Annotated in this window: 16 protein-coding genes and 1 pseudogene; 3 read left to right on the forward strand and 14 right to left on the reverse strand. The window is 37.8% G+C overall.

Going from position 1 to position 18,083, the window contains the following annotated elements; all coding sequences use genetic code 11:
- Positions 1 to 218: 218 nt before the first annotated feature.
- The 12 genes from IGJ12_RS16285 to IGJ12_RS16340 all read right to left on the reverse strand — a co-directional run bounded on the left by IGJ12_RS16285 (position 219) and on the right by IGJ12_RS16340 (position 13,331).
- Positions 219 to 917, reverse strand: a complete 699-nt coding sequence (locus IGJ12_RS16285) for a YoaK family protein (protein WP_422705534.1) — start codon at positions 915 to 917, stop codon at positions 219 to 221.
- Between the two features lie 290 nt (positions 918 to 1,207).
- On the reverse strand, positions 1,208 to 2,584 hold the full coding sequence (locus tag IGJ12_RS16290; protein WP_034878231.1) for an MATE family efflux transporter: 1,377 nt from the start codon (positions 2,582 to 2,584) through the stop codon (positions 1,208 to 1,210).
- An 80-nt stretch (positions 2,585 to 2,664) separates the two neighbouring features.
- Positions 2,665 to 3,045, reverse strand: a complete 381-nt coding sequence (locus IGJ12_RS16295; RefSeq protein ID WP_050790977.1) for a MarR family winged helix-turn-helix transcriptional regulator — start codon at positions 3,043 to 3,045, stop codon at positions 2,665 to 2,667.
- Between the two features lie 410 nt (positions 3,046 to 3,455).
- Positions 3,456 to 4,295: an RsiV family protein gene (locus IGJ12_RS16300; protein WP_228085353.1), complete on the reverse strand. Its 840-nt coding sequence runs from the start codon at positions 4,293 to 4,295 to the stop codon at positions 3,456 to 3,458.
- Between the two features lie 32 nt (positions 4,296 to 4,327).
- Positions 4,328 to 4,846, reverse strand: coding sequence for an RNA polymerase sigma factor (locus IGJ12_RS16305; protein ID WP_005233050.1), 519 nt, complete (start codon positions 4,844 to 4,846; stop codon positions 4,328 to 4,330).
- A gap of 36 nt (positions 4,847 to 4,882) precedes the next feature.
- Positions 4,883 to 6,280 (reverse strand): polysaccharide deacetylase family protein, encoded by a 1,398-nt coding sequence (locus IGJ12_RS16310; RefSeq protein ID WP_194199840.1) that lies wholly within the window; start codon positions 6,278 to 6,280, stop codon positions 4,883 to 4,885.
- A 351-nt stretch (positions 6,281 to 6,631) separates the two neighbouring features.
- Positions 6,632 to 6,979, reverse strand: coding sequence for a DUF7006 family protein (locus IGJ12_RS16315; protein ID WP_194199841.1), 348 nt, complete (start codon positions 6,977 to 6,979; stop codon positions 6,632 to 6,634).
- A gap of 176 nt (positions 6,980 to 7,155) precedes the next feature.
- On the reverse strand, positions 7,156 to 7,494 hold the full coding sequence (locus IGJ12_RS16320; protein ID WP_252708813.1) for an LPXTG cell wall anchor domain-containing protein: 339 nt from the start codon (positions 7,492 to 7,494) through the stop codon (positions 7,156 to 7,158).
- Between the two features lie 34 nt (positions 7,495 to 7,528).
- Complete coding sequence (locus IGJ12_RS16325; protein ID WP_086316682.1) at positions 7,529 to 8,092, reverse strand: hypothetical protein; 564 nt, start codon at positions 8,090 to 8,092, stop codon at positions 7,529 to 7,531.
- A gap of 24 nt (positions 8,093 to 8,116) precedes the next feature.
- Entirely contained in the window at positions 8,117 to 8,635 is a 519-nt protein-coding gene (locus tag IGJ12_RS16330) for a hypothetical protein (RefSeq protein WP_034871937.1), read from the reverse strand.
- Between the two features lie 39 nt (positions 8,636 to 8,674).
- The gene (locus tag IGJ12_RS16335) at positions 8,675 to 11,548 is read right to left on the reverse strand and encodes a BspA family leucine-rich repeat surface protein (protein WP_422705533.1); all 2,874 of its coding nucleotides are present in this window, start codon (positions 11,546 to 11,548) and stop codon (positions 8,675 to 8,677) included.
- A gap of 307 nt (positions 11,549 to 11,855) precedes the next feature.
- Positions 11,856 to 13,331 (reverse strand): helix-turn-helix domain-containing protein, encoded by a 1,476-nt coding sequence (locus IGJ12_RS16340; protein ID WP_430619198.1) that lies wholly within the window; start codon positions 13,329 to 13,331, stop codon positions 11,856 to 11,858.
- A 296-nt stretch (positions 13,332 to 13,627) separates the two neighbouring features.
- Between IGJ12_RS16340 and IGJ12_RS16345 the strand changes: the two genes are divergently transcribed.
- From IGJ12_RS16345 to IGJ12_RS16355, 3 genes and pseudogenes are all read left to right on the forward strand, one after another.
- On the forward strand, positions 13,628 to 13,963 hold the full coding sequence (locus IGJ12_RS16345; protein ID WP_077454166.1) for an ArsR/SmtB family transcription factor: 336 nt from the start codon (positions 13,628 to 13,630) through the stop codon (positions 13,961 to 13,963).
- Positions 13,960 to 14,652, forward strand: a complete 693-nt coding sequence (locus IGJ12_RS16350; protein WP_008381806.1) for a type 1 glutamine amidotransferase domain-containing protein — start codon at positions 13,960 to 13,962, stop codon at positions 14,650 to 14,652. The genes IGJ12_RS16345 and IGJ12_RS16350 overlap by 4 nt, the downstream gene beginning before the upstream one ends.
- Positions 14,637 to 15,565: pseudogene (locus IGJ12_RS16355) on the forward strand (NAD-dependent epimerase/dehydratase family protein). Before IGJ12_RS16350 ends, IGJ12_RS16355 begins: the two are co-directional and overlap by 16 nt.
- 494 nt (positions 15,566 to 16,059) lie before the next feature.
- Here the strand turns inward: IGJ12_RS16355 and IGJ12_RS16360 are convergent.
- Together IGJ12_RS16360 and IGJ12_RS16365 are read right to left on the reverse strand one after the other, a co-directional pair.
- Entirely contained in the window at positions 16,060 to 16,929 is an 870-nt protein-coding gene (locus IGJ12_RS16360) for an ROK family protein (protein ID WP_042890387.1), read from the reverse strand.
- Positions 16,930 to 16,980: 51 nt separating this feature from the next.
- Positions 16,981 to 17,973: a LacI family DNA-binding transcriptional regulator gene (locus IGJ12_RS16365; RefSeq protein ID WP_002323463.1), complete on the reverse strand. Its 993-nt coding sequence runs from the start codon at positions 17,971 to 17,973 to the stop codon at positions 16,981 to 16,983.
- Between the last annotated feature and the right edge of the window lie 110 nt (positions 17,974 to 18,083).

Below are 18,083 nucleotides of genomic sequence, written 5' to 3' on the forward strand. Positions count from 1 at the left end.
GTCAATTCGGTTATGCCTACTATTATGTAGTAACACGCCTACTATTTTGTTAGACCTAGTATAGGACATTTCAAAGAAAGCGTCAACATCTTTTTTAATATATCCATTTAGATTCAAAAAAAAATTTAATCGGATGAATATTAACATCTTTCCTTTCCTAAGTTCTTTTGGCAAATCCTTCTAATAAGCCATATTTACCTAATTTTTCTGCATACGCCCTACAATCCTTTTGTTCGAATCGTCTTTTTCGCTTGATGGATTTCAATAAAAAGAGCAAGCAGAAACGTGAAGGTTACGATCCAAATTGAATATTTTTTTAAAACAAGACTGACAAAGGCTAGTAAACAAGCACCAATGACAAATGAGAGCACGACGATCGTATAGTTATGGGCATTGCGTCTTTGAAGCGACGTTTTATTCCGTGAGGTCAGATACAGATACCATTCATTTAGCATTTTCCGATAATTGCCTGAGGTCATCATGATCGTATAAGGATTTCCTTCGATTTGCGTTCCAGTGAACGTCAGCATCAGCAAGCCACTGCCAAAAGCAAGCAGACCAATTTTAAAAAGGTGTAGATTTTGAGACAATAATGGAATGATCAAACTCGATAAAATAACAGGCAACATGGTATAACTGCGCCAATAATGACTGAAATTGCTGCGCTTTAGAAGAATACCTAATAAAAATCCTACCGTAAACAAAATGATCGATACGATTTTAGGCAGCATTTGCTGCCAATTATATTGGGATAAATTCGAAGCCATCAAAATAATGTTCCCAGTTTGAGTAGCAACTAATCCATGAAAGTAATTATGAGAATAGACATCTAATGCCCCACCTGAAAAAGCCATTAAAATCGCAAACAGACGACTGTTATTCGAGACAGCGACAACTTTATAAATTTTTTTTTGCATAGTAGATTCCTCAATCGCTTGATAATTTTGCTAATAGCATTTGTTTTAGACGCTTTTCTTCTATTGATACATGAAAAAGATCGTTTATCCTTGAAATGGAGTTTTTTTCAATAGTAAGTATAACAGAATCAACATCTCCTCTTACTTTAACGAAAAGGAAATATATAGCAAGTAAAGAAGCCCAACGAAATTTGCTTTGTTGAGCTTTCCTTATAGGACGTTCGAAAAGAAACCTTTCGTTATCTTTTCATTTAGAAACCAATGGTTCAAACGCACCTGATTCTTATATGCTACTGGTTTTGCATGGCGGGCAGATCATTCTTATTTAGTTTATTTAGATAAGGAATCATCATTAAGACACCCGCAACAAACGCGATACCTTCTGTAATCGTCATTGACCAAATCAATCCATCCAATCCATAAAAATGATGCAGCAATAAAACGATCGGAATAAAGAATGTTCCTTGAATCGTGGACATCACTCCGGTCTGAGCACCTAGTCCAGATGCCTGAAAGATGCCCGTGAATAAACCAGAGAAACCATTAAAGATCGAAGAAACCAACTGGGCCCCTAAAATCGTTAAGCCAACTTGGATCACACGAGGATCACTTGTAAATAACCCCAGCACAGGCACTCGCAACCAATACACAATCAATGCAAAAAGGATGGAGATCCCACCTATCCACAAAGATACTTCTTTCAGTGCTTCTTTCACTCGTTTCGTGTTATGGGCAGAGAAACTGTAGGCAAATAACGGTATGACGCCCAAAAATAGACCCATTGTTAAAAATTCCGGTAATTGCGTGATTCGAACAGCGATACCAAAGCTAGCCACAACATTGTCTCCATATTCAGCAGAAAAATTGTTCAATAATAATGTGGTGACGATCATGAAAGCTGATTTAAACAGCTCGGATATCCCTATTTTATAAACTTCTAGCTGATCTTTGATTGAAAGTTTCATGTTCTTTAAAAAGCCCTTCAATGTCTCGCTTTTCGTTTCTAGGAACCAGACATAATACGTTGTTGAAGCGATATTCGCAATCACTAGTGATAGCCCTGCACCGATCACATGTAGGTTAAAGACGAGAATCAATAATGCATCCAGTAGGATACTCACTGCAACACTGACAAACATGCCGTACATTGATTCTTTTGATGCCCCTTCTGAACGCACCAACTGTTCCAAAGCAAAATTTAAAATGAACGATGCTCCACCTACAAACAAAATCAGTGAATATTGTTTTGTATACAAAAATGTCTGCCCACTTGCTCCTAGTAAATGAATAAACGGATCCATGAAAATTACTGTGACAATCCCTATGATCACACCGAGCAGGATGCTTGAGTAAAACGCATAGCCGGCAACTTTCTTGCCCTTTTGAGTGTCTCCATTGCCTAGTAGTCGTGTGATATAGCTTCCTCCACCAACACCCAGCATGTTCCCAACCGCCATCAACAGAATCGTAATGGGCATCGCCAAGGTAATCGCCGACATCATATTGGTATCATGGATCAATCCAATAAAATAGGCATTAATCAAATTATAGATCGTCGTGGTTGAAATACCAACCATCATCGGGATCGATAAATGGGCAATTGCCTTTCGCACCGGACTTTCGCTTAAGTAGTAAATATTGGATTCATTCATTGTGACTTCTTCCATGATGATTCCTCCTTTTATTAGATAGTTAACTGTTAGAAATCTAACTTTTAGGCAATAAGCAGTGATTGACTGCTTATTGCTCATAGACTTTGATCGATTTTTCTTAACAAACGAGTCAGTTCTTCGACTTCTTCTGCATTCAGTGCTTGGACCAGTTCTTTTTCTGCCGCATAAAAAGCTTCATTGGTTTGATCAATCAACGCTTTTCCTTTAGGTAAAACGTATATATTTTTTTGTCGCTCATTATTTTTTGGGATGCGGCGTTCGATATACCCTTTTTTTTCTAACCCTTGAAGCATACTTGTGATGCTGGCATCACGACGTTGAAACACTTGGGCCAAATCCTTCTGAATCAAGCCTTTGTCTTCATTTTGTGCGATATACGCAATCATTCTTCCTTGCTGTTGACTGATATCCAGGTCTTTTATACGCATTTCCATCGATTCCCGTGACTTATTCATAATGGAACGCATCAAATTCGATACGATCAGTTCCTCCAAAACGACTCCCCCTTTGCCAAATGTTAGATATCTAACTATTCGAAAAGAATATACACCGGTTAAAAAGGAAAGTCAACAAAAAGATTCGCTATCTAATAATTAGACCTCTAATTATTTTCAAATTCAATAATGGTAGTAAGGCTCAGGGAGTTCCACACTGTGGAAAAGTTACTGACAAAAGCAGACAACAAGGGACTTTTTATTGCATTTTTAGTAAACGTGTATAAAAGAGCCCCTGGGTTCATCGATTTTTTCCCTCATGGTATCACAGCCAATTAGAAAAGTAGGCTTTATTTTCCACTCTTGCTAGCGAAAAAAAGAAAGCTTATCCAGAAATCATTTTCTGAATAAGCTTAAACTGATTTATCGATCTAATTAAAAAAATTTTCGTCAACTAAGATCGGCTTCAATACTGTAGTAGGTATTATGAACTCTTGTGTCCCCATGTATCCAGCCGAAACTTCATATTTATCAAACGAAATAACTAGTTCATGATTTTCATTAATATAAAAATTCGGATCATTCTCCAACCAATTTGTATCATTATAGTCTAAAACCCAATATTTGATATCGCTATTTACTCTCATCCGCTCTTTCATTTGGTGCTCAATTTCCTGAGCCAGCACCTCTAGATAGTTTTCCGTTTTAAATAACATCTTTAATGATAATAAGACCTCGTTCTTTTTATCGAATGTATCAAATCGATGTTCAACATTGGTGCTCCCCACTGTCTCTTCAAACGTACGGTCGATTACTAAAAATCGATTATCATTGACTTTCATATCATAGGTACCACTGACATACATTTGTTTTTCGTCCACCCTATTTATTACGTCTATATAACTTTGATATGCTCGTTGTCCTTCACGGAGATATTTTTCATTTAATTGCGAATACACTTGATTTTCTTCTGTTATCTTAGGCACATCAATAGTGATTTCTGCTTCCTCTTGACTGAACAGAAGCGTTTCCCCAGTTATAATTGATACCAAATCCCCCAAAATAGGTATTTCTGATGCAAAACCTCTAAAGGTAGTATTTTGAAGCATAATCAAAAAACTAAAAACCACCAAGATCACGCTTTCGACGCCTCTTCTAAGTACTTTTCGTTTCTTTTCTTCGTATACCTTTGCCTTTTCTATTTGAAAACGCGCAACTATTTCACGCTTTAATTGTTCTTGGTTTTCTCCATCAAACGTGTGCTGTTTCATTTCGCTCATTCTCCTTTTCATATCTTGTTTTTTTAATTTAAAAGATGCTTAAATTGAACAAGAGAACGGTACATCTTCGTTTTCACCGTATTCTCATTTAAATTAAGTATTTGAGCAATTTCTTGCAAGGTAAATCCATCAAAATATTTTAAAATGATGATATCTCTTTCCGGACTAGGCGTTCTCTCTAGAATTTCCTTTAGTTCAAGAAATTCACTTTGATCGAAACGAAAATGACTTAGTTCTATAGTTTCTTCAAAGGCTAACCCAAATGGTCTTAGTCTCTTCACTCGCCATTGATCAATCGCGGTTCTTACTAAAATTTTATAGAACCATGCTTGAAAATTATCAATTTCTACTGTGTTTCTAAAGCTTTTTAACGCCTTTTGAAAGCTATCTTGCAGGACATCTAAAGCATCTTCATGATCATAAACATAACTGTAGGCAATTCGATACATTTGATCATATTTACCTTCTATCAGTTCTTCTAGTAGATGCTCATAATAGCGCACTTTTTTTGTTTGACTTCTATTCTTAAAAATAAAGATCACTCCTTTAACAACTCTCCAAGGGACTAGAAAAGACTGCTATTTAATTTCTCTTTGGTCAGCTAAACCAAAATACTGATTTAGTGGTTTTTGTCCATAAGAGAGCAATTCGCTTATAGTCACAAACTCATAGCCTCTTTTTCTTAGTTGACTTACCATTTCTGGAATGGATTCTACGGAACGTTCATGGATATCATGAATCAAAATGATTGATCCATTTTCTACAGTATCAATTACCTTATTTACAATCAAATCTTTATTTTTGACTTGCCAATCTTCAGAGTCTACATTCCATTGAATAATAGGCAATCCGATGGTTTTGGCAACGGCGCCGTTTACTGCTCCGTAAGGTGGTCGAAAGAGTTTTGGCAATACCCCTGTAGCATGAAATATTGCCTTATCAGTCTTCAGTACTTCTTCTTTGACTTTATCCAGGGTTACTTGAGTCAAGTCTGGGTGAGTGTATGAATGACTGCCAATTTCATGCCCCTCTCCCACTATTTTTTTCGCGACCTCTGGGTTCTTATCAACCATCTGACCTAAAACAAAAAAAGTCGCTTTGATCTTTTCTTTTTTTAACTCTCCTAGTAATTTTTTCGTAGACGTATCGTTAGGTCCATCATCAAAGGTGAGCGCGATATAGTTTCTTTTTTGGTCTAAGGATTTTTTCGGCAGATTATTATCAGAAACGATCGCTGGATTAATAAAAGGCAGAATTTTTTCAATGTCGACATTCATCGTTGTCACCCCTAAAACCTCTTTATCAAAAGCGATTTGTATTGAGTGGGGGAGAATGGTTATCTTACTATCCTTGCTTAAAAAGTCATTTGTTAACACTTGATCTAATTCTTCCTCATCAATTGTTGATTTTAATTTAGTTCGAGTACTAAGTAGCTGTTCTTGTACAATTCTGTTTATCGCAAGCAAGTCTGATTCATCGTTGACAATATCTTTTAATCGAGGCTCATTTCGATTTTTGGATAAGAGTATTTCAGATAATTCTTTTAATTCACCTAAATATTTCAAAGACTTTGTTTTATCATCCCAAATATATTCCTTTGTTACTAATTGTCGATTAATAAGGGCATCATTCACCTTTTCCTCATTGACATAGGAAACCACCATTGACCGAGAATCCTTCAATTGTTTCGAAGCAACCTGAGTTTGAGCTTCCAATTGTTTTATAATATTTTTATTTTCAGTCGCAGAATAGTACAGGTAATATTTGTTGTATTGATTATCGCCACTCTTTGATTCTTCAATCTGAGTGATATCACGATCAAAAAATTCAGTTTTAATTGTTTTTTCGACTTGCGTTTCAAAATTTGTTTGTTCTTCTCCATACACTTGACTCATTAGGTACTTATACATGGCACCCACTACTAACGTAAGAATCAGTGCACAGAATATAGCTATTAACAATAATTTTTTTCTCATAGTATTTCCTCTCTTTCGTTGTTCTATAGGGTATGACGAAAGAACAGGTCAAATAGTTTCATTTATTAGCAAGTTTTTATCAATCGTGAACTTTCTTAATCGTGATTCCTTTATCTCCATAATGTTGCTGTCTAAATTCATTAGCGAAAAATAGTAACTTCCAAATTATTCGTTTTTTCCTATCTTTTCCTTTAAGGTTTAGCTTTGACATCAGATCTTTGCGTTTTCCCTTAACTATGTCATTAGACAATAGCGTTAGTTCTTAATCTTAATACTTGCGGAAAACAAAAAAAGGCTTCAAAAAATTTTTTTTCGAAGCCTTTTTTAAGATAATTTTTATTTATGCAAAACCTATGACACATTGAATACGATAGAATTCTTCTTTTCTACACTTAGATCATAACCACAGATTTCTTTGAAATATGTCTTGTAATCATTCTCAGTAATTCTAATAATCTCATCTGCTGAGAAATCGTCGAATCGAGATAATTCTGAAACTAGATTCATCTTTGCATCAAGTCCTAGAATTTTTGGGAGCACTTCCCAGAAATTATCTTTTGAAATCGATTCAATCAGCTGACCGAATTCAGTTAGGTGTTTTTCGCAATATGCTTCCAATTTTTCACGTTCAATACCTTTTTTTATTTTCTTAAAATTGAAGTAGTAAGAAAAGGTTTCGTGGTTGTTTCCACCGTCCATTCATTTGCCCCTCTTTCTATGTATTTTTCCTAAAATTTTATTTGTATCAGCAAAACGCTATTATCTTGCCTTCCTTTTTATAACAATTAAATAAAACTGCCCTATCAGCTCCATCGAGGTGTTCTGATAGGGCATAAGTAATTATAGAATACTCTGCCTACTCATTTATTTGTTCACTAATTATAGTAATCAGTCGTTCCATAAATGTGTCTGCTTTTACTCAATAGTAATAAGATAGAAAATACTATGAGTGCATACCCCAGGATGATCAAACTGCTTGTGTCTGAAGAACCTGTTTGCGGTAATTTCCCTTGTCCGATTTGAGAAGCATCTGCGACGATCGTTTTCTTATTGTCATCGTCTGCTTCTTCCTCTTCCTTCGCTGTTTCACCAATTCGACCAGTCACAGTGACCTGCCCTGTTGTCGCCTCTGCGACAATGGTTTCTGATAGCTCCCAGACAGTTAGAGCCAGTAATGCAGCGATGAAAAAAATGATTCTTTTTCGTTTTTTCATACGATAGATCCCTTCTTTACTGGGATTTCAGTTTTTAGTCTTCCTCTACATCCGGCGCAAAACTCAAGACCAATTTGAAACTTGGGTTTGATTCTTCTGATGCATTGGCAGGTGTTGCTTCACCAGTGAACGCAAACGTCCCTTCATTCGTTCCTTGGTTGCCTTCAAGGGTAAACAATTCTGTTTCTGTTACAGTTGGTGTGCCGTTTTCAAACAACTCAATCCCGTTTACGTTTAACAAGTCTACTTCAGACATATTCAATGGTGTATCAACACCTGCAACAGAAGCGATCACACCAACTGCTGAGTTATTTGTCACTGTGTACGTAGGCGAAACGATCTCTGTATGACTTGACGCTTCTGTCGTATAGAACAAAGCAGTCGTTGGAATCGTTACATTGATCCATTGGTTCAAATCATCGGGATTTGGTCCAGGTGTTGTATTATCGAATTCACCGATGATCCCGTTTACTTGGACATCTCCTGACGTATCGCCTTCACGTCCGTCAATAGTTTGTGTCGCAAAAGCGGTGGTGCCGCTTGCGATTACTCCTGCGATCGTTGCTGTACTTAGAATAGCTGCTACAAATTTTTTCATTTTTATTTCCTCACTTTTCCTTTTTTAATTCTTAACGATAATCGTTAATTCAGCTTCAGTGACCCCTTGTTTTTCTTTGCTTTCAGGGTCGTAAATATTGATGGTGGCTTTGGCAGGATACTCGCCTTTTGCCAATGGTGTCGCTAAGGCGACATTTTCAACAAATTGATTTGGATAGATCGCACCGGAAGAATAGATGACTTCCCCGCTCGACAGTAAAGAGATGTCCACGGCGATTGGGTACACATTGGTGCCTGGATTAACGATTTCGATGGATCCCGTGCTTTGACCATCTTCAAAAATGGCTTCTGGATTGATTTGCAGGGTGAAATAATTCGCATCTGCAATTTCCTGCGCCCGTTCAGATAATCGCTGATCGGTGGCATCGCCAGATTCAGGCAAAAGGTCTGCACTGATCAACGGAACTGCTTCTTTTGATTGATAGAAATAGTACCCGAGTCCACCGGCAAGTACTGCCAATAGCAACAACCACCAGAGCCATTTCCGTCGTTTTTTATTTTCGGTTTGATTCGTTTGCTCCAATGGATTCACCTCCTTCACGTTTGGTACGATCTTTTTTTCTTAGTCTCGTGGAACAAAGCGTAAGACGATGCGATAATTCGGTACGAGCAAGTCTTCATAATATCCGCCTTGATCGGCTTCTGAATCAACGACCCATTGCGGGTAATCCCCATAGAAATCCCCTGTTAAGGAAATCGGCACGCGACTTCTTTCTTCTAAGCGAACCAAGTGTTGTTCTTCCATCGCTTCATAGAGTTGAATCTGGGTTTCTTCCGTTTTTAGGTTCAATCGCAACAGCGGGGTTGAGATATCGTCATAAGTAAGGGTTGGGTCTTCCTCTTCGCTTTCACTTTCAGCGTAATCGAGGGGATCTTCTCCCTCTTCTAACAAGACGATTCCGGCAGGATCATCGATCGCCAATTGATTGATATAGGTATCCACAGCAAGTGGCGATTGATTGCGGATCTCATACGCTTGGCTTTCAAAATTACGATTCGATTCCGCCGTATTGTACAAGGATTCAAAGACCATTTTGGTCGGGATCGTCACTCGCATATGCTCCAGTTTCGATGTCACATCGATACCGATGGTCATCTGGTAGGCTTTATTCCCCACCTCAAGAACAGCGAAGTAGCTGCCGTCTTCGTCCACTTCTCGTGTAAGATCCGTTTCTACGATGCGAAAGTCATCCGTCATATCCGCTTCCGTCAACACATTTACGGCTTGCGCGCGACTTTCTTGAAGGATCAAAGCATCTAATTCTTCTTGCGTGCTTAATTCATTAATTTTGAAACGGTCTAAAGTGAAGTTATTCGCTCGATAATTAATTCCTTTTATGACTGTTTGTTCTTCCGTTCTATCACCGGTCGTTTCAACAGAAGGTTTCGAAACTGTAATCGTTACCTTTGTCTCGGTCTCAAGACGTTCATTCCCTATCAAATCAATTTGGAACTGTCGGACTTGTTGATTTGACTCTTGATAATCGCCCCAAACAATTCGAGGATCATCTTTTTCAAGAACTACCTTATCTCCAGACGTCGTTTGGTAACTAATAGTCAACTCATCTACGGACTCTGTTGCATATCCAGTAATAGTTTGGGACTGATCGCTTACTCGATCAATGCTTGCGACAAGCTGTTCTGGAGCTACTCGCTCCCAGATATAGGTTCCTGGGGAACTACCATCATAGTTAGCCATAAACTCAGTTGAGTTTTCAAAAGTTATAACCGAACCATCACCCGACAAATTTTCTTCTAGCGTCCAGCGTCCAGTATATTGTTCAGTACTTGGGATTGCTGGTAAGTTTGCAGCAGCAGAAAAAATGGATTGTTCTCCTAATGTTATTCTATTTAATGTGTTAGTATTACCAAACATACTCTGCATATTAGTTACCTGAGAAGTATCCCAGTTACTCATATCCAGCTCCTTTAATGACCGCATTTGGTTAAACATAAAACTCATATCTGTAATTTGAGAGGTATTCCATCTACTTACATCTAGCGTAGTTAAAGAGTTTGCGTTATTAAACATCATTCCCATGTTTGTTACTTGAGAAGTATCCCAGTTGTTCACATCCAGTTCCTTTAATGACTGCATTTGGTTAAACATAAAACCCATATCTGTAACTTGAGAGGTTTTCCATCTACTTACATCTAGTGTAGTTAAAGACTCTGTAGTTTGAAACATACACTGCATATTAGTTACTTGAGAAGTATCCCAGTTGCTCACATCCAGCTCCTTTAATGACCGCGTTTGGCTAAACATAAAACTCATATCTGTAATTTGAGAGGTATTCCAACTACTTACATCTAGCGTAGTTAAAGACTCTGCAAGTTGAAACATGGCTCGCATGTTTGTTACTTGAGAAGTATCCCAGTTGCTCACATCCAGTTCCTTTAATAACTGCGTTTGGTTAAACATAAAACTCATATCTCTAACATTTGAGGTATCCCAGCGACTAACATCTAACTGTTTGATGGATCTTGCAGCACCAAACATATTGTGCATATCTTCTACATTTGAAACGTCTAAGTTTTCAGCATGCTCAATGGTTTCTAAGTTGTTTAATGAAGAAAACAATCCTCTAGAATTTCCTGGCAATGCAACGATATTTTCAATAGTAATTTGTTTAAGGGAAGTATACGTTCTCCAAGGTGCTTCTGTTACAGAACCTGCAATTCCTCCGTATAAAATAATAGATTCTGCTTCTTCGTCATATTCCCAAGGTACGGTGCCCCATAAATTTTGTTGCGGTTCGTACCTTTCGTATAAATAAAGAACAACCTGCTCCTCTTGGGTAAAAGTACCGGATGCGTTATTAGGGATTCGACTAACATTCCACCCCTCAATTGTTAATGCTTCTGTTGAATACTCTTCATCAAATAAGCCTGTTAGAATTTCGTCTTCTACTAATTTATTTCCTTCGGCATCTTCATGCTTTACTATAATGTCTCCACCTTGCAAAGGAGCGAACATAGCCTGAACGACTGAATTACCTGCCCCCATAATTAAAGCAGGAAATAAATTAGTTGGGGACAGCAAGTTGACTGGTCCGGATACAACTTCCCATTCAACAAAGTGATAACCTGTATTAGGAATTGCTGTAACATTACCAACCCCCATTCCTACGTCACCCCAAATTACAGTAGAGTTCGTAGCTAGATTAATAGCAGTACCTCCTCTAGGTGGATTGGCAATTAAATCAATACGATACTGGGTTGAGCGACTACCTTCATTGGCTTTTTCAGGTTCGCTTTCGCTCTCATCAAGTTCTTCTTCCCCCTCTTTGATATTTGACGATTCGCTTTCAAAATCATTTAAGCTGTCAAAAACTTCCGTTGATGCATCTACTAATTGAAATGGGACATGGGATAGAAATAAGACAGTGATTAAAAGAAATCTCCCCAGAAAGCCAATAGATATTACCCGTTTCATATCATACCTCCATAAAATGTCTCAAATTTCTTCGTTTTTGGGTTGACGACAAAAAAGACACCTGAATTTATCAGTTGTCTTAGAAAAAGTTGTTAGATTAGGATTTCTGAAAAAGAGGATACATAACAGACAATCGTTCTAAAAAACGAAGGTTTTTGGTACTTTTATTTGTAAGTTTGTATGCATACCTTTTTCTTACATGATTAAGGTTACCTGATTTTTTGGTCAAATTGGAATCAATATTTTCATATACGGATGAAATAAATAAAAAAAACACTCGTTAATACTTTTAACGAGTGTACGGAGATTAGAGAAATGGTTTTCGATACGGATCAATTTTTCTTTCCAGATTCCGCCAGTCATGCTCATCTGGGACAGCTTTCAATAACAAGTAATCTGTTTCAATAATATAGTCTAAGAGGTACCGATTATAGTTTGTGACAATCAAATCAATATGATCGGCATTTAATATTTCTTGTGTCAGATGTTGCAATGGCAAAAAGGTCAACGTGTGCTTTGTACCAAACTGTTGCATTGCACGAGTTCGAATCTGTTGGCAGATGAAGTGATCACCTTCTAGAAGAAAATAAATTCTTTTTGTTGGTGAATAAAAATCAAAAATCAAATCACTGTAGATCGTTAAACTCACACAAATATCTTCAAGATATGGTGCAGCCAAAAAGTCTTTTCTTTGATGCTTCTTTAAAAATCGTAAATTCCGTTGATAGTTTTCATTGTCAGAACGCATGAGAGATTCTTTGATGTCCTGTGCCTCTTTGTTCAATGCAGGAGCTAACGCATAGTTCACTTTTCTAGACAAAAAGAAGGATTGCAAGAAAATTTTTATCTTGGCATAGCTCTCATTTGTGAGCTCAAACTCTTGTAAGTAAGCCTCCGTAAGTTTGGCAATTTCTGATCCTTGATGAAACTGCTGGTAGAACTTTTCCTCCGATGCTTCTCGATCTAAGGTACGTTTACAAATAGTAACTAAATAAATCCATGCAAATTCTTCCTTCGCTAGTTCTACGCCGTAAAGCTTGTTGATTCCGTCTTTTAAAGAATACAGGAGGGAGAAGCTATTTCCTTTGTAGGCTAATTCAATCAAGTATTTCGGGACTGTTATCGGAAAACCAAGGCTCGCCCGTTTGATTGCAATAAAAAAAGTATAGTAAAAAGCAGCTGGTGTTGTTCCAGAGCCAATATCATATTGTCCTAGTTTGTTGTTTAACTGGGTTAAGACCAACTCATGCAATGCGGGGTCGGGAACAAGGGTATGGGCAGTATCAATCCCTTCGTAATAAAAGTCTTTGAAGAATTTCCGTAAATCCGCTTCGCTCCCTTCAATTGTCAATGGATTCGAGACCCATTTTAACCGATAACTGCTCAATATTTTGTTCGTTTGACCCAACAACCGTCGAAACGTGCTCTCAGAAAAATGATAATGATGGGCCAACTCGTCAATATCCATCAATTCCCCTTGAAAAATATGACCGATGATTTCAAATAAACACTCATTTTCTAGCAAATCTTGTTTCTTTTCTTGGTACACGGAAGGTTTTTTCTCTTCAAAAAGAAAGCCACTATTCCCCGAAGTTAGGGTGATACAATCACCAAAATAGTCTTTCACATACTTGAGATCATTTGCAATTGTGCGTTGTGTGACCTGCATCTTTTCTGCCATTTCACCAATTGTAAATAAACGATCTCGCTCCATCACACTCAAAACTCGAAATAAGCGCTTAGTTGTGCGATTACTGATAAATGCTAACTGTAAGTCTCTCATATTCTCCGCCTCATATCTCACTACGTCTTTTGTCTAGATGTTACATACATAACACAACAACAAAAAATGAGCAAGACACGGCTCTTAATCACTTCATAAAAAAATAAGTTGCTTCTATACACAAAAAAGGATCAAATGCTCTTATGCTTTTCCATTATTATCTATTTGCTTACAGAACATTCTAATCTCCTTAGCGATGGTGGAGAAGAGGAATGCTCTCGAGCTTCTTTCATTGCAAAAATCTCCTTTGAATGGTTTAATGGTTTAAACTTTTAAACGATAATGGAGAGACAATTATGATAGATTATGCCAATCTGCAACAAGATTTTTCTGAGTTAAGTGATTTTTTAATCGCGCTAGGTGACAAAAAAAGACAAGCTATCATCATTCGGTTGCTAGAAGCGGAAAATTGTGCTGGCTTACAGGTCACTTCCTTATTAGAGGCCACCAATTTATCTAGACCCGCCATTTCACATCATTTGAAAATCTTAAAAGAAGCCAAAATCGTGAATTTCAGACAAGAAGGAACAAAAAATTATTACTATCTCGATCATGAGCAAACAGAAATAAAAAAACTCCAATCCTTTTTAACGAAAGTCATTCACATTATGAACGAGAGGGACCAGTCATGAAGAAAGTATTAGTTGTTGAAACAAACATTCAAAAATATGCTGGCACGAACGAGGCTACCGGACTTTGGTTAGGAGAAAGTGCCGAGTTTCTAGATGAGGTCTATCAACAAGGGGTTGACGTTGATTTCGTAAGTCCATTAGGAGGCTTTGTTCCTCTAGATCCAAGAAGCATGAAATATATAGATCAAGCCATTATGAACATTTATCTGGAAGAAAATTTCATTCAAAACGGCTTGATTCAAACGAAAAAACCCGCAGAAGTAAATCCAAATGACTACCATGCGATTTATTTTACCGGAGGGCATGGTGTCATGTGGGATTTTCCTGATAATAAAGAGCTGCAAGAACTCGCTTTAGCCATTTATGAAAACAATGGGTATATTTTATCTGTTTGCCACGGAATCGCTGGTTTACTAAATATAAAAGATAGAGAAGGAAGCTTTTTGATTTCTGGAAAAAAAATCACAGGATTTACGAAAACCGAAGAATTTCTCGCTGGGAAAATGAACAAAGTTCCTTTCTTTAATCAAACCGCCGCAGAAGAAAGAAACGCTCAATTCAAAAAAAGACGCTTTTATAAAGCATTTGCCCTAAAAGATGGGCGGATCATCACTGGCCAAAATCCTTTTTCTGTACGTGCTGTAGCAAAACTATATCTTGAGGAGGTACAGTCATGCAAACAATTTTAGGAAGCAATGGACAAATCGGCTATGAACTAGCAAAAGAACTATACAAAAATTACACAAATGAGCTTCGGCTAGTTAGCCGGAAGCCTCAAAAAATCAATCCTACAGATCAGATCGTTTCCGCAGATTTGATGGACTTTTCGCAAACGAAAAAAGCGATTGAACATAGTGAGATTGTTTACTTCACTGTTGGGTTACCGATGGATGCTGAGCTGTGGGAAACCAATTTTATGAAAATCACAGAAAATGTCATCCGCGCTTGCCAAGAAGCACAGAGCAAACTGGTTTTTTTTGATAATACTTATATGTATCCAAAGGATCGTACCCCCAAAAGGAAGACACGCCATTTTCTCCAGCAGGCAGGAAGTCCCTCGTACGCTCTAAAATGGCTCAATTGGTTTTATCCGAGATGGAAAGTGGCCGTTTAGATGCGGTGATTTGTCGAGCCCCCGAGTTTTACGGCCCAGGCAAGACCCAGAGCATTACCAATACACTCGTCTTAAACAATATAGTCCACAATGCTCCCGTCAAAATACCTGTCAATAAGGACACTTTACGCACACTTATATGGACACCTGATGCTAGCCGAGCAATGGCCCTTATCGGAAATACGCCTAGTTCCTATGGCCAGACTTGGCATTTGCCCTGTGATACACCTCATAGTTTCCAAGACATGATCGATCTCGCCGAAAAAATTGAAGGCAAACCATTGAAATACCGTGTCATTCCTTTGTGGCAATTTAAACTTGCTAAGCTATTCAGTAAAAACGCGCGCGAACTAAGTGAGTTATTACCTAGATACACGGTGGATAATCTTTTTGTCTCTGATAAATTCAAAAAGGCATTTCCTCATTTTAAGATCACAACGTTTGAAGAAGGCATTAGGCAGGTACTTGTTGAGAATAGGGCAGGATGACTGACAACACTTTATTAACCCCAATGAAGAGAATGACTGATGAGAAGCTACCCAGCTTTTAGTAAATCAAATTCAAAGGATGTTCGCGTTTGTAGAAAGTTGAATCTTTACCGTTAGCAAAACAGTTCATTACACCGTCACTATTATTAATAAAAAGGATATTCATCCCACCCAAACACAATTAGAACAGGAATATAGAAAACCAATTAGGCGTAGGCCTAATTGGCTTTAATAAGACATTCTGTTTCCTTTTTCTTTGCTCGGGCTAATAGAAAAAAACCAAGCACTAAGAAGTAATTTTGAGGCAGCTAGACAACAATATAACTGAAGGGGAGAACGAAAGAAAAAATTCTTATTTGCAATATTCGATTACGTAAAAGATACATATGAACATCTATTATTAGCTATCCTTTTTTCTAGCTCTCATTTTAGTTAACCTTTTTTATCTATCCTAACTGTTATAAAAACTATTTCACATGTTCTTTAACATGCTGCTATTGTTCCAACTTCTTTATTGCTAAAGCTAAGCAGCCGATCAATCCTGCATCGTCAGCAAGCATTGGAGTTAGTAGGTATTCTTCGAGAGTAGGGGTATCCACATAGGAACCCATTTTTTCTTTAAACGCTTGGCGAATCAACTCGAGTAGTTGCGGCTGTTTCATTACACCCCCACCTAAAATTATTACTTCCGGTGCATATAGTAACGTTGTGTTATACACACACTGAGCAAGATAATCTGCCTCAATCGTCCAATAAGGATGATCAAATGAAATGGTCTGGGCTTTTCTTCCAAAGCGCTTTTCAATCGCGGGTCCTGAGGCTAACCCTTCCAAACAATCATGATGAAAAGGACAGATTCCTTCAAATTGATCTTCATTATGACGTTGTAAGAGCATATGTCCCATTTCAGGATGACTGAAACCTGCGACTATTTTCCCACCCACTACAGCACCACCACCAACACCAGTACCAACGGTGTAATACAGAACACTATTTTTACCTTTTCCATAACCTGCCATATATTCTCCATAACAAGCAGCATTTACATCGGTAGTCCAATAGATGGGAACCGACAAGGCGTTTTCCAAAGCTCCGACAAAATGATAATTTTGCCAAGCTAACTTCGGTGTGTTGGTGATATATCCGTAAGTTCTTGATTCGATTTGAATATCAATAGGCCCAAATGCTCCTACACCAATTGATGCGATATTTCCTTTGTACTTATCAAAGAAATCAAACACTTGCTTCATCGTTTCTTCTGGTGTTGTGGTAGGAAAACTTTTCCGTTCTATCACTTGTAATTGTTCATTACCAATCCCACAGACAAACTTTGTTCCACCGGCTTCTATTCCACCATATAACATTTTATCTACACCTTTCATTCACTCATTTTCAAAAAAAGAAACGTATTTGCACTAAGCAAAATCGTTTCTCACTAAAGGTTTCGTTGTGCCACCTTCGCCAAATTCAATCGGCAATACGGTACGTTTTTCTACTGTCTCTCCATTAATGACAGCAATTAATTTTGCCACTGCCACTTCCGCCATTTGCTTTGTAGGTTGGGCAATTGTTGATACGAGATAAGGGTCTCCTTCTGTCATCTTTTGACCATCAAATCCGATAACTTGTACATCCTCTGGTACGTTTTTCCCTATTTTTTCAAGCATACCAATGACAGCTAATGCCATCGGATCGTTGATCGTAAAAATCCCATCGATATCGGGATTCTCTAACAAAAAATTTGTTACACGTTCTGAGAGATGGTCTAAAGGTTCTAACATATCTAACGCTTTATAGGAAATCCCCAGTTGACGGCACTCGATCTCAAAATATTTTCGACGACTCTTCGTTTCATTCGGTGTTTCTTGGTACCCACCGATATATGCTACATTCTGACATCCTCGGCGATAAAGTTCATTTGCAGCCAAACGTCCACCGGCCGCATTGTCAGCGGTCACATAAATCACCTCTTCAGTGAAATAACGGTCGATACTAACAAAAGGCAGATTACTCGAAATGTATTCATCGATATCTGAATAAGTAATTCCAATGATGCCGTCTACTTTATTTTGGCTGACCATCTGGATATATTCTTGTTCTTTTTCACTATTACCACTGGAGTTACACAAATAAAGCTTGTAGTTTTGTCTTTCTAATGCTGTTTCTACATGGTAGGCAAATTCGCCAAAAAATGGATGCCATACAGTGGGTAGAATCAAAGCAACCGTGTTCGTATGCTTCATCTTTAACCCCCGGGCATAAAAATCTGGTTGATAGTTTAACTCTGTCATTGCTGCTTCAACTTTTTCTCTAGTAGAAGCTTTAACAGAACCGTTATTCAATACCCGGGAAACAGTTCCTACTCCGACACCTGCTAATTTTGCGACATCTTTCATTGTTGCTTTCATAGTTGATCCCTCACATTTCTGCACAAGTTTAGTATAATGAATTTTGTCATAAATTACTAATTTTTTCAAAATACTAATAGCAAAGCCATGGGAAATCTAGCTATCTGTTC

This window comes from Enterococcus sp. DIV0802b (assembly GCF_050543535.1).
Lineage (GTDB): Bacteria > Bacillota > Bacilli > Lactobacillales > Enterococcaceae > Enterococcus_D > Enterococcus_D entomosocium.